This is a genomic window from Afipia dichlorophenoxyacetatis (genome assembly GCF_055386385.1).
This window is the reverse complement of the sequence record NZ_AP029250.1, coordinates 491,058-504,076: the sequence shown is the minus strand read 5'-3', so window position 1 is coordinate 504,076 and position 13,019 is coordinate 491,058. Positions and strand designations below refer to the sequence as shown.

12 protein-coding genes are annotated in these 13,019 nt (G+C 58.3%); 9 read left to right on the top strand and 3 right to left on the bottom strand.

The annotated features are described in order from the left end of the window. Positions 1 to 82: 82 nt before the first annotated feature. Positions 83 to 2,419, bottom strand: a complete 2,337-nt coding sequence (locus ACZ5C3_RS02335) for a TonB-dependent receptor (RefSeq protein ID WP_464034961.1) — start codon at positions 2,417 to 2,419, stop codon at positions 83 to 85. Positions 2,420 to 2,675: 256 nt separating this feature from the next. Here ACZ5C3_RS02335 and ACZ5C3_RS02330 point away from each other — a divergent pair, with 256 nt between their 5' ends. The 9 genes from ACZ5C3_RS02330 to ACZ5C3_RS02290 all read left to right on the top strand — a co-directional run bounded on the left by ACZ5C3_RS02330 (position 2,676) and on the right by ACZ5C3_RS02290 (position 10,536). Then, positions 2,676 to 3,851 (top strand): PepSY-associated TM helix domain-containing protein, encoded by a 1,176-nt coding sequence (locus ACZ5C3_RS02330; RefSeq protein ID WP_464034959.1) that lies wholly within the window; start codon positions 2,676 to 2,678, stop codon positions 3,849 to 3,851. Positions 3,852 to 3,947: 96 nt separating this feature from the next. After that, on the top strand, positions 3,948 to 4,697 hold the full coding sequence (gene exbB / locus ACZ5C3_RS02325; RefSeq protein ID WP_464038236.1) for a tonB-system energizer ExbB: 750 nt from the start codon (positions 3,948 to 3,950) through the stop codon (positions 4,695 to 4,697). Positions 4,698 to 4,705: 8 nt separating this feature from the next. Further along, on the top strand, positions 4,706 to 5,140 hold the full coding sequence (gene exbD, locus ACZ5C3_RS02320; RefSeq protein ID WP_464034957.1) for a TonB system transport protein ExbD: 435 nt from the start codon (positions 4,706 to 4,708) through the stop codon (positions 5,138 to 5,140). Between the two features lie 33 nt (positions 5,141 to 5,173). Next, positions 5,174 to 5,932: an energy transducer TonB family protein gene (locus tag ACZ5C3_RS02315; RefSeq protein WP_464034956.1), complete on the top strand. Its 759-nt coding sequence runs from the start codon at positions 5,174 to 5,176 to the stop codon at positions 5,930 to 5,932. Positions 5,933 to 6,119: 187 nt separating this feature from the next. Then, positions 6,120 to 7,526 carry a cytochrome ubiquinol oxidase subunit I gene (locus ACZ5C3_RS02310; RefSeq protein ID WP_464034954.1) on the top strand — a complete coding sequence of 469 codons (1,407 nt, stop codon included), beginning with the start codon at positions 6,120 to 6,122 and terminating at the stop codon, positions 7,524 to 7,526. Between the two features lie 5 nt (positions 7,527 to 7,531). Continuing rightward, on the top strand, positions 7,532 to 8,551 hold the full coding sequence (cydB, locus tag ACZ5C3_RS02305) for a cytochrome d ubiquinol oxidase subunit II (protein ID WP_464034952.1): 1,020 nt from the start codon (positions 7,532 to 7,534) through the stop codon (positions 8,549 to 8,551). Continuing rightward, entirely contained in the window at positions 8,551 to 8,682 is a 132-nt protein-coding gene (locus tag ACZ5C3_RS02300) for a DUF2474 domain-containing protein (RefSeq protein WP_464038235.1), read from the top strand. Before cydB ends, ACZ5C3_RS02300 begins: the two co-directional genes overlap by 1 nt. 183 nt (positions 8,683 to 8,865) lie before the next feature. After that, positions 8,866 to 9,432 carry a L,D-transpeptidase gene (locus tag ACZ5C3_RS02295; RefSeq protein WP_464038234.1) on the top strand — a complete coding sequence of 189 codons (567 nt, stop codon included), beginning with the start codon at positions 8,866 to 8,868 and terminating at the stop codon, positions 9,430 to 9,432. Positions 9,433 to 9,495: 63 nt separating this feature from the next. Continuing rightward, a complete protein-coding gene (locus ACZ5C3_RS02290) occupies positions 9,496 to 10,536 on the top strand; it encodes an amino acid ABC transporter substrate-binding protein (RefSeq protein WP_464034950.1) in 1,041 nt (346 codons plus the stop codon). A 97-nt stretch (positions 10,537 to 10,633) separates the two neighbouring features. Here the strand turns inward: ACZ5C3_RS02290 and ACZ5C3_RS02285 are convergent, their stop codons facing one another. Both ACZ5C3_RS02285 and ACZ5C3_RS02280 read right to left on the bottom strand, forming a co-directional pair. After that, on the bottom strand, positions 10,634 to 11,773 hold the full coding sequence (locus tag ACZ5C3_RS02285; protein ID WP_464034948.1) for an acyl-CoA dehydrogenase family protein: 1,140 nt from the start codon (positions 11,771 to 11,773) through the stop codon (positions 10,634 to 10,636). A 42-nt stretch (positions 11,774 to 11,815) separates the two neighbouring features. Continuing rightward, the gene (locus ACZ5C3_RS02280) at positions 11,816 to 13,000 is read right to left on the bottom strand and encodes an acyl-CoA dehydrogenase family protein (RefSeq protein WP_464034946.1); all 1,185 of its coding nucleotides are present in this window, start codon (positions 12,998 to 13,000) and stop codon (positions 11,816 to 11,818) included. Between the last annotated feature and the right edge of the window lie 19 nt (positions 13,001 to 13,019).

Here is a 13,019-nt window from a genome sequence, read left to right as displayed (position 1 = left end):
TCAACCCAAACACTAACCACCTTCTTTAAGATAAAAGCCGGCATCTTTCGATGCCGGCTTGAAGAGCATTATCACAGCCGCGTCAGAACGAAGCACGGCCCGATACAGTTACGTAACGACCCTGACCAGGCACGGCATAGCCAGCACCGGCCAGCGTATCGTAATAGTATTCGTTCGCCAGATTATAGACGTTAACTTGAAGTTTGAAATTCGGCGTGACTTTGTAAGAAGCCATGGCATCGAACCGCCAATAGCTCGGAACGCGCCCGTCATTTGTCACACTGGTCCATCGCGAGTCTACGAAGACAGCGCCACCACCAATAGTCCATAGGGGTGTGATGTCGTAGGTCGACCAAATCGAGAAGGCATTCTGTGGTGTGTTAGCTAGTTCATGACCAATGTTCGTCAGCGTCAACGAATTCGTCAGCTTCGAGTTCAGATACGTATAGCCGCCAAAGATGCTCCATTGGTCAGTCAGCTTGCCTTGAGCACCAATCTCGAAACCTTCCACCTGTGAGTCGCCGATCGCAACATACTGCGGCGCGGTGGCTGTACCTTGGTTCTCGTAATCGTTCGTCTTTTTGGTACGGAAAATGGCTGCACTAGTGCTCAAGCGATTATTGAGCAGGTCGACCTTTACTCCGATTTCGTCGGTCTCCGACAACACCGGCGCTAGCGACTGCTGACCATTAGTGATCGTCGTAAACTCAGCCGGCGGGTTCGCCGACGTTCCGTGCATGTAATAGACGCTCGAATTGTCCGTCGGATGCACGACGACACCGGCACGATAGGTCACGAAATTATTGACAGCCGACAGATCTGTTGGAGGGGTAATTCCCGTTCCGGAGGACAACACGCCGCCACTCGCCCTATCAAAAAAATAGGATTTCGCTTGAGCCGTGTAGTTGTCAAAGCGTACGCCACCCATGAGTTCTAGCCATTTGGTGACCTTGACCTGATCCTGAGCATACACACCGATCGTGTTCGCAGATGACAAGGTATTCTGTGAAAACGAATTGAGTGTTCCTGTAACGTAAGGATTTGGGTTCGCAACGTTGATCCGGTAAGGATCATTGAAATTTGTTCGGAGCTGCTCTCGATCTTCTCGGCTGATTTCCAAACCAGTCAGGACATTGTGCTCGAGGAAACCGGTGTTGAACCGCGCGTTGAAGTCGCTGACGTTACTGATCAGCTGGTTCGTGGTTTGATTCTGGAAGTGGTTGGTATTGGCAATCCAGACATTGCTGAGCGGCGTGCCCGGCAATAATTGATTGTTGCCAGAATTATACGCTGTGCCGCCGATAGGCGCATTGAAGAGATTCCAGTTCTGAGTCGTCGCGTTCAAGCTGATCTGCACCGGCCGCGTGCGATTGAAGCGATCGACATACGAGAAGCCGGTCGTGTTGGTGAACTTCAGCCCGGGAGCAAACTCATGCTCAAATTTGTTCATGAGATTGTGGGCTTCGGTCTGTTCAACATCATTTTGACCGGGTGTCAGCACACCGAAGTAAGTATTGCGGGGAACCGGCGCGGGTTGGCGGTACGTAGTCCCGAAATACGAGCCCGGCAGCATTGGGATGCCGCGATCCGCGATGTTGTCGTCGTTCTGATAGATGTAGCTGAACGTGTTCTTGGTCCGATCGTTAATTTGGTACGAGATGGACGGCGCAAACCCATAGCGCCTGATGTTCGCGGCATCACGTCCAGCGATATCGGTATCGTATCCCAGCGCAGACAGGCGCACGGCGACGTCTCCGAATGTCTTGTTGACATCAATGGTTGCGCGCCCTCCTGGTGCCGACGAGCCGGTTCCTTCGAGGATGTAGAAATCACGGTTCTGGGGCAACTTGGAAACGATATTGATAGCACCACCGGTCGATCCACGACCGAACGCAAACGACGATGGCCCCTTGTAGACTTCGACACGATCGAAGCTGAAAGCATCGCGCGTGTACCAGCCTGGATCGCGAATGCCGTCGCGATAGATATCATTTCGCGCGGTGTATCCGCGGATAGTGATCTGGTCGCCTTGAACTCCGCCTTCGCCAGCCGTGAACGTGATACCCGGCACGTTGCGCAACGCATCCTGTATCGAGGTTCCACCCTGATCTTGGATCAGTTGCTGCGGCACAACCGTAATCGACTGCGGCGTATTGAGCAGCGGAGTTGGCATGCGCGAAAGCCCTGACGAGGTCGGGGCCTGATAGCCGCCGCCCGCACCACCGTTGTTGTTGGTGTCCTGTACATCGATGGTCGGCAGCGCTTCCTGCGCCATGGCGCCGCTCGCAAGCATTGCCGATGCCAGACCCCACATCGCTGGAGCAGGCTTCTTCGCCGCACGAACAAACGATGACCGCATCTCGGCCGAACCCGGAACACCAGCCTCGTGCTGGCCATTATTGATCTCATCCCGCCGCATCGCTTTGCTCGCCCCACCAACTTAAATTTTGGAAATCTCTCGCACGTTCACGTGATCGCGCGATTTCGCCGCAGGTTCTGGAAAATTGGAGGCCGCAACACAAGAGAGGTAAAATTAGAACTTCTGCAAACTGGGGCCGTTCGCGGCATTTGGAATTGCGACCATGTGCGCACTGCGACTAGAAGAAGCCGCACCAGACGCGATCACAGCGGCTCTTTAGAATTGATCTAGATCGCTTACTTTAGAACGAATCCAAATGTCAGAACGAACATCACCTCGCCGTCGTGGATGGCCGCAGCGGCTTTGGCGCAATATTCATTTGTGGCTCGGCATCGGCCTGTTCGTTCTGCTGGTGCCGATCGCTTTGTCAGGCGCGATCCTCGTCTATCACGACGACATCGACGAAATGATGCAGACACCTCGTGAAGCGACCGTTTCGCAAGGTCCCGTCGATTTGCCGTTGGCGATCGCCAACGCAAAGAAGGCAGCCGGCGAAACATTCCAGCCGACGGTCGTTCGCTTTCCGGACAATCCACGCGCCCCGATGACGATCTCGCTACGCGGACAGGCTCCCAAAGGGGAACGCCCGCCGTTTCTGACCGCATATGTCGATCGTAACGACTCGCGCGTTTTGAACCTGGTCGATTTCCGCGCGTCATTCTTCGGCTTCATGCACGTTTTCCATGAAAACCTCACGATCCCGTTCTATTATGGCCGCGACATCGTTGGTTGGGTTGGCGTCGCGATGCTCACGCTGTCGTTAACGGGACTGTATCTGTGGTGGCCGCGGCACAATCAGTGGTCACGCGCCTTCGCGTGGCGGCGCAGCCCCGCGACGTCATCCAATCTGCATTACGTGGCCGGCTTCTGGGTCTGCCTTCCGCTCGCTTTCCTGTCGCTGACCGGCATCTATCTCGCGTGGCCGCAGCAGGGTCGCTCCGTGCTGTCTACGTTCACGCCGATCACCGAACAGCAACGTGGCGGCGCTCAGGCGATAACCAATCCCCAGCGTTCCCCGACAGAGATTTACAACATTGCAACAGAGCGGCCGAACGCGGCGGTTGCGGCGATCTTCTTTCCCACCCCACAAACTGGCGCATGGCGGGTTCAGCTTCGCGAGGACGGCAAGTCTGAGCCAACAACCAGCCTGATCAATGACCGCAGTGGCGCGGTCAGTACCGTCGAACCGCTTGCAGGTGACCGGATCGCATTCTGGATTCGCTGGTTGCATGAAGGCAGCCACGCCGGAGAGATTTGGCGTCTGACCGTATTCGTGACAGGCTTGATGCCTGCCGTGCTTGGCGTCACCGGCATTCTGGTCTGGCTCCGTCAGCGCCGTCAGCGCACCATGATGAAAAGCGGCAATCGCGGACAACTCACTTCAGCGAACGCGCCCGCCGGCGCAATCAGCAACACAACTCCTGCGGAATAACCGGATCGGTCCAACATGAAGAACAACAGCTTACGCGTCTCGCACACCGCCCGCCGCATTGCCTGCTCACTCATCGCATCTGCGACATCGCTTGCGATGCCAGTTATGGCCTTTGCGCAGGACGCAGCCGCGGCTCCAGACGCAGGCACGCCTAATCCCTTGCTGCCGCACAACCTGTCCCCATGGGGCATGTTCATGAATGCGGACGTGGTCGTCAAAGTGGTGATGATTGGCCTCGCTTTCGCGTCGCTCGTGACCTGGACAGTCTGCTTCGCCAAAATGGTCGAACTCCGCGCCGACACTCGGAAAGCCAAGAAGCGCATCAAGGTGTTGTCTCATGATGCGTCGATGGCGGAGGCTGACCGCGATACGCGCGAAAAGACTGACGCCGTCGCGCAACTCGTGCAATCGGCGGTCAAGGAAGCAAGTCTGTCGGAAGCTTTCGACGATGGCTTTAAGGAGCGCGTCGAACTTCGTCTGAGCCGGGTCGAGGCGGCAATGGCGCGAAAAATTTCGCGCGGCACCGGTGTTCTCGCCACCATCGGCGCAACCGCACCATTCGTCGGTCTGTTCGGTACGGTGTGGGGCATCATGAATTCCTTCATCGGCATCTCGGAATCGCACACGACGAACCTCGCCGTCGTTGCACCTGGCATCGCCGAAGCTCTGCTGGCGACTGCGATGGGACTGATCGCGGCGATCCCTGCGGTCGTGATCTACAACCATCTTGCCCGCCAGATTTCGGCTTACCGGGCTTTGTTGGGTGATGCGTCGGCGCAAGTGATGTTGCTGATCAGCCGCGACCAGGGCCGCCGGTCCCTGCGTGTGGCGCGGGCTGCGGAGTAATTTAAGTCATGGGCGCAAAACTGGGCGGAAATCTCGGCCTCGGCGACGACGATCTCGCCGAAACGCATGAAATCAACGTCACGCCATTCATTGACGTGATGCTGGTGCTTCTCATCATCTTCATGGTGGCCGCGCCACTGGCGACCGTTGACGTGGGCGTCAATCTGCCCGCGAGCACCGCAACGCCTCCGCCACGGCCGGACAAGCCGGTCTTCGTGACCGTCAAACCCGATCTGTCGCTGGCCGTCGGCGAGGACATCGTTCCGCGTGACACCTTTATCGGCGCACTCGACACCGCAACTGGCGGCAAGAAAGCCGATCCCGTGTTCCTGCGTGCCGACAAAACGGTCAACTACGGCGACCTGATGGAGGTCATGAACCTGCTGCGCAACGCAGGCTATCTCAAGATCGCGCTTGTCGGCCTCGACGCAAGACAGAACTGACAACCAAAGAAATCCAAAGAAGAACTGATTGTCATGAATGCTCTTGCTCTCTACATCCCATCCCGGGCCGGCCTCAGGCGTTGGGGCCTGTCGGCTTTGCTGGTTGTGGGCATTCATGGCGCGCTGGTCGGTGCGGGCGTGTGGTTGACGCCACCGCCGGAGGCTGTCGGCACGGGCTCCCAGCTCATCATGCTCGACCTCGAAACGGCGCCACCGACAACGGAGACTCCGATCGACAATATGCCTCCGGGTCCGGTCATGCAGGAAGCCGAACCACCGGCGCCTGAACCGGAAAAGCAGGAAGAAGTACAGAAAGAAGAAATTCCTCCGACACCCGTGCAGGAAGCGCCTGAAGTCGTCGCGCCACCGGAAAAGCCAAAACCGGACCCGACGCCGGAGCCCGAGAAGCCAAAGCCAAAGCCCGTCGTCCAAAAGAAGCCGCCCAAGAAGCCAACCGATACGCCGGCGCCGCGCACAACTGCGCCGCCACGTGCATCGCAGGCTGCCATGTCGGACTATAAAGGCATCGTTTCCGCCCACATTGCTCGCTTCAAGCAGTATCCGTCGGGCGCGAAGTCCGCAGGTGAACAGGGGACCGCAATCGTCACCTTCACTGTCACGCGTGGCGGAGGAGCGAGCGGCATTCGGATCACCAAGTCCTCAGGGCATCCATCACTTGATGCCGAAGCGATGGGCGTCATTCGCCGCGCCCAGCCTCTGCCCGCGCCGCCTGCCGACGTTCCAGCAACATCGCTCGTATTCGTCATGCCATACCGCTTCACCCTCAATTAGGGTGAAGCGGTAAGGCCGCCCGGAAAGCTGCTTGCTCAATCAGCCGCATGCAGCAAATGCATGAATCCCTTCGCTTAATTTGATCGACCTCGAATCCGCCTCGCGCCGCCTGATCACGGCGTTATGAGCCCGACCGGTTGCATGGTATCCTTCGTGAATACCTGGAACGGCCATACCGGGGGTTGCGATGTTCGACGGTTTCGACGCTATCACGCTGGCCCGCTTGCAATTCTCCTTCACGATGAGCTTTCACATCGTGTTTCCGGCCTTTTCCATCGGCCTTGCAAGCTATCTCGCAGTTCTTGAAGCGCTGTGGCTATGGACCGGCCGCGAGGTTTTCATCAATCTCTTTAATTACTGGCTGAAGATCTTTGCCGTTGCATTCGGCATGGGTGTCGTCTCCGGCATCGTGATGTCTTACCAGTTCGGCACCAACTGGGCGGTATTCGCCGACAGGACCGGACCGGTCATCGGCCCTTTGATGGCCTATGAAGTGCTGACAGCGTTCTTTCTCGAAGCCGGGTTCCTCGGCGTCATGCTGTTCGGGCTGGAGCGCGTCGGCCACCGCCTGCATTTCTTCGCGACGCTGATGGTCGCCCTTGGCACGCTGGTTTCAGCGTTCTGGATTCTGTCGGCAAACTCATGGATGCAAACGCCGACCGGCCACACCATCAATGCTGCGGGACAATTCGTGCCCGAGGACTGGTGGAGAGTTATCTTCAATCCGTCGTTTCCCTATCGCCTCGTGCACATGGTGCTGGCTGCTTACCTCACCACCGCGTTCGTCGTCGGTGCCGTAGGTGCCTATCACCTCTTGAAGAATTCCGCGCTTGAAGGTCCGCGCGTGATGTTCTCGATGGCCATGTGGATGGCGGCGCTAGTGGCGCCGATCCAGATTTTCGCCGGCGACCAGCACGGCCTGAACACGCTGGAACATCAGCCGGTGAAAATCATGGCCATGGAAGGCCATTTCACCAGCCATCCGAACGGCGCGCCGTTGATCCTGTTCGGTTGGCCCGATCAGGCAGAAGGCGTGGTGAAATTTCCAATCGAAATTCCGAAAGCCTCTTCGCTGATTCTCAAACACTCTCTCGATGCGCCGCTGAAAGGCCTCGACACCGTGCCGCGCAAAGATTGGCCACGGGTTGATATCGTATTCTGGTCATTCCGCGTGATGGTGGGCATCGGCTTTCTGATGCTTGGGATCGGCGTTCTCAGCCTTTGGGCACGGTGGCGCGGTATGTTGCACGATTGGAAGCTTCTGCATCGCTTTGCCCTGGCAATGGGGCCAGCCGGCTTCATTGCTGTGCTCGCAGGCTGGGTGACGACCGAAGCAGGACGACAGCCCTACACCGTTTATGGATTGCTCCGGACAGCGGACTCGGCCTCCCCGCTTGCCGCGCCGGCCGTCGCGTCCTCACTGATCGCATTCGTCGTTGTGTACTTCATCGTCTTCGGCATGGGCGTGTTCTACATCCTGCGCCTGATGAAGGCTCCGCCCCATCACGGCGAGGAAGGCCCCCGCGCAGACATACCGGCCCGCGCCGCCGGCCTCACGCCGGCGCAAAGCGTCAGCGCACCAGCACGAGGGTAAGTGTCATGGCCGGTTTTCCCATCGATATCGCAATCGTCTGGGCCTTTATTATCGCTTTCGCTGTCTTCATGTACATCGTGATGGACGGCTTCGATCTCGGCCTCGGCATGCTGTTTCCGATGTTTCCGAAGAAGGCAGACCGCGACGTGATGATGAATACCGTCGCGCCGGTCTGGGATGGCAACGAGACCTGGCTGGTGCTTGGCGGCGGCGGATTGTTTGCCGCATTTCCATTAGCTTACGGCATACTCATGCCCGCAATCTATACACCGATCATCGCCATGCTGATCGGGCTGATCTTTCGCGGGGTCGCGTTCGAATTCCGCTGGCGCACACAAAGCGAACGCAACCGCTGGGACGTTGCATTCGCTGGCGGCTCGTTCCTGGGGGCCCTGTCACAAGGCATCGCACTTGGCGCGATCCTTCAAGGAATTCATGTCGAAGGCCGTCAGTACGCAGGCGGCTGGTGGGATTGGCTGACACCGTTCAGCATCTTGACGGGACTCGCGGTCATCGCCGGCTACGGATTGCTTGGCGCCACATGGCTCGTGATGAAAACAACGGGCGAATTGCGCGATCACGCCTACCGGCTGACGTGGTGGCTATTGATTGCGACCCTGATCGCGATTGTCGCTGTCAGCCTCGCGACGCCGTTCCTTCAGGCAGACTACTGGCGGCGCTGGTTTCAATGGCCGAACATCCTCTTTACGGCCCCCATACCGATTGCAGTCACGATCGTCACCCTGATGCTGCTCAAGAGCGTCGCGAACAAACAGGATTACCGACCATTCTTCCTGACGCTGACATTATTCGCGCTCTCCTATGCGGGTCTCGGTGTCAGCATGTTTCCCTATATCGTGCCCCAGAGCGTCACCATCTGGCAGGCGGCAGCTCCCGCCATCAGCCTCAATTTCATGATTGTCGGCGTGGCCATCCTGGTTCCGATCATCCTGATCTACACCGCATGGGCCTACTGGGTGTTCCGCGGCAAGGTCCACGCCGACAGCGGCGGCTATCACTCATGATGACCCATCCGCACCAGCACCCACGTCCCTTGATCCAGAAGCTGATGTGGTTCGCCGCGCTCTGGCTGCTTGGGATCGGCGCGGTCGGCCTGATTGCCTTTATCTTGCGGCTCTGGATTGCCCCGCACTGATCGGTCACCGCGACATTTCATAAGTATTTTAAGGATTTACGACACATGGTGCGGCCGTGCTGGCAAGCCTGTGACTTGCCAGCCGCCCATGGCTGGGGTTTGATACCCATTCAAGGGCTAACGCAGGATTCTCAGATGACAAAGTTCAGGCTTCTGCAGGGCGTTGTCGCTGCAGCGTGTCTTATGGCGACTTCTTTTCTCGCCATGCCGCAGGCATTCGCACAAGGCCGCGAGATGATGAACGTCGGCGATCAGCCGGGCTATGTTCCGAATGAGGCCGAGGAAGAACTCCCGCCGGAATACAAGCGAACGGTAGTGTTCTATCGGACCACCGAGGCGCCGGGGACCATCATCATCAGCACGTCTGAGCGTTATCTCTACCTCGTCCAAGGCAATGGACGCGCGCTACGCTACGGCATCGGCGTCGGCCGGGAAGGCTTCCAGTGGCAGGGGCTGCAGAAAATCACGCGCAAGCAGGAATGGCCGGACTGGACACCGCCGCCGGAGATGATCCAGCGCCAACCGTATTTGCCTCGCTTCATGGCAGGTGGTCCCGGTAATCCGATGGGCGCGCGGGCACTTTATCTCGGCGCCACGGTCTATCGTATCCACGGCACCAATCAGCCGCAGACCATCGGCAGCGCCGTATCGTCGGGCTGCTTCAGGCTGGTCAATGCCGACGTGACCGACCTCTTCGATCGCGTTCCGGTCGGCACAAAGGTGATCATCCGGCAGCGACCCGAACTCTGATCGCATCAATCATCTTTCCAGCATCACTCATTTCATTCGCCAGCTCACCAGCGAGATATTCATATGAAGTGGAATTTCCGGGCAGGACTTCTGATCGGCCTCGCCGTCGCTTTCGGCGTCGCGGCAGCCGCGATCGCCTACGAACGCTACGATACGCGGACCTTGAAACGCACGGTGCGCCGTGATGCGGTGCTGTGCGGTGTCAATACCGGCCTGCCCGGCTTCTCGATGCCGGACGACAAAGGCAACTGGTCGGGCTTTGACGTCGATATTTGCCGCGCGGTTGCGGCCGCCATCTTCGACGATCCCAACAAGGTCAAGTTCGTTCCTCTCGACGCCAATGAACGCTTCAAGGAATTGCGGGATCGCAAGGTCGATATCCTGTCCCGCAATTCGACCTGGAGCATGTCCCGTGAAACTGAGTATGGCTTGAACTTCGCGGCCGTCGCCTATTATGACGGTGAAGGCTTCATGGTGCGCCAGTCGCGCAACATCGATTCAGGCCTGGAGCTGGACGGCAGCAAGGTGTGCGTGCAAGCCAACACGACCACACAGCTCAACCTCGCCGACTATTTCCGCGCAAACAATATCAAGTATCAGGAAATGAACTTCCCGAAGCTCGACGATGTGATCGCGGCCTATGACTCCGGCAAGTGCGATGTCCTGACGACAGACATTTCACAACTTTACGCCCTTCGCCTGCGGCTGTCGAAGCCAGGCGAGCATGTCATCCTGCCCGATGTCATTTCGAAGGAACCGCTGGCACCTGTGGTCCGCCAACGCGACGACGAGTGGCTGCTGATCGTGAAGTGGGCGATCTACGCCATGATCAACGCCGAGGAGCTTGGCATCACCTCGAAGAACATCGACGAGGCGATGAAGTCGAAGAAGCCCGACGTCATGCGATTGGTCGGCACCGAAGGTTCATACGGCGAAGAGATGGACCTGACGAAGGACTGGGCGGCGCGCATCATTCGTCACGTCGGCAACTATGGCGAGGTGTATGAGCGCAACGTCGGCACGGCATCGAAACTCGGCATTCCGCGCGGACTGAATCAGCTTTGGAACGCCGGCGGCATCCAGTACGCCCCGCCGATCCGATAACAATGCAAAAACGCCTCTCTCTGCGCGAGCAGAGAGAGGCGTGATGACCTTACGATTAAATCCGGGCCGTTCTCGGCTGGGATTCCAAGCGCCAGGCTTAATAGCCTTTCAGCTCCGCCAGCCGCTCGGCGTGGAACGCGGTATCACCGAACAACTCCTGACACACCCGCGCACGCTTCATAAAGAAGCCGATGTCGAATTCATCGGTCATGCCGACACCGCCATGCATCTGCACGGCTTCCTGAACTGCCAGCGTGGCCGTTGAGCCGGCGCGGGCCTTGGCGACCGCGACCGCCGCACCGGCGTTGTCGAAATCCGTATCCAGCACCTGCAACGCCTTCATCACCGCGGCTTTGGTGATCTCGATATCGGTATAAAGATGCGCTGCGCGATGCTGCAGTGCCTGGAATTCACCGATCAGCTTGCCGAATTGCTTGCGCTCTTTGATGTACGCGACAGTGCGTCCGAACGCCTCTTCGGCAATGCCGACCATCTCGGCGGCGACCGCTGCACGTCCGACATTGAGAATTCCGTCGAGCAATGCTCCGCCGCGATCGACGTCGCCGAGCACACTGTCTGCGGTCACCTCAACATCGTTGAAATCGATGCGCGCCGCATTGTGCGCGTCCACCATAATGGTGCGCTCGATCTCCACACCCTTCGCCTTCGGATCGACCAGAAACAACGTCAATCCTTCCTTCTCGCCCGGCTTCCCCGCCGTGCGTGCGGCCACGATCAAAAGATCCGAGACATGACCGTCGACAACAAATGCCTTGGCACCATTTAATTTGAAGCCATTCCCGGACCGCACCGCCTGCATCGCTGTCTTGATCGGACGGTGCTTGGACCCCTCATCCACCGCGAGTGATACGATCAATTCGCCCTTGGCGAGCCTGGGCAGGTATTCCGACTTCTGTGCATCGCTGCCGCCGCGCGTGAGCGCCGTCGCGGTCAATACAGCCGTCGACAAGAATGGCGATGGCATCAGCGTGCGCCCGATTTCCTCCATCACCACGCCGGCCTCGACACAGCCGAGCCCGCTGCCGCCGAAATCTTCCGGAACCAGCAATCCGGCAAAGCCCATTTCGCCGAAGGTTGCCCACAATTCGCGTGAGAAGCCGGTCGCATCTTTGCTATCGCGCAGCTTGCGCAGGTGCGCGACCGGAGCTTTATCGCTGATGAGACCGCGCGCGCTGTCGCGCAGCATTGACTGTTCTTCGTTAAGGACGAGAGCCATCTTAAAAATCCGAATAAAACGCGATGAAAGGAATGAGCGAGGTTACGCGCCAGGCAGATCGAGAATGCGCTTGGCGACGATGCCGAGCATCACTTCACTCGTACCGCCTTCGATCGAGTTTGCTTTGGTTCGCAGCCATGACCGGGCGGTCAATCCTTCATTCGAGCGCAGGCTTTCCCACTCCAACACATTGATGCCACCTGCCGACATCAGAATTTCGTGGCGGCGCTTGTTCAATTCCGTGCCGTAGTATTTCAAGGCGGAAGAATAAGCAGGATGTCCCTGCCCCGCTTTTGCCAGATCCACTGCGCGCTCGGCCGCGCAGGCCATGGCGGCTTCATCGATATCGAACGCCGCGATCTGGCCGCGGAGCATCGGATCGTCGAGACGCCCTTGCTCGTCGGTGCCAATGGAATTCGCGGCCACCTGCCCGAGCGGACGTGCGCCTCGGCGCTCGCCGACTTCGCTGATCATGGAGCGTTCGTGCTGCAGCAGATACTTCGCGACATCCCATCCGCGATTGACGGTGCCGACCACATGGGAGCGCGGCACGCGGACGTTATCGAAGAAAGTTTCGCAGAACGGCGACTTGCCGGAGATCAAGAGAATCGGCTTGGTCGACACACCTTGCGATGTCATGTCGAACAGAATGAAGCTGATGCCGTCATGTTTCTTGGCGCTGAAATCGGTCCGCACCAGACAGAAAATCCAGTCGGCGAAATTCGCCATCGAGGTCCAGATCTTCTGACCGTTGATGATGTAATCATCGCCGTCGACGTCGGCGCGCGTCTGTAGCGATGCCAGGTCCGAACCCGCGTTGGGTTCTGAATAGCCCTGACACCATCGGATCAGTCCGGCAGCAATCTTCGGAAGATGTTCGCGCTTCTGCTCTTCGGTCCCGTATTTGAGCAATGCCGGTCCCAACATCCAGATACCGAAACTCGACAGCGGCAGCCGTGCCGAAATGGCGGACATCTCCTGGCGCAAAATCTTTGTCTCTTCAGGATTGAGGCCTCCGCCGCCGTATTCCTTTGGCCAGTCCGGCACGGTCCAGCCCTTGTCGCGCATGCGCTCGAACCAGAGACGCTGCGGCTCTGACGAATACACCGTGTTGCGGCCACCCCAGAACACATCACTCTCGTTCGCCACCGGCTTGCGCATCTCCAGCGGACAGTTGGCTTCCAGCCAGGCGCGCGTGTCTGCGCGGAATTGTTCAAGATTTTCCATCGTGCGGTTTCCTCTTCAT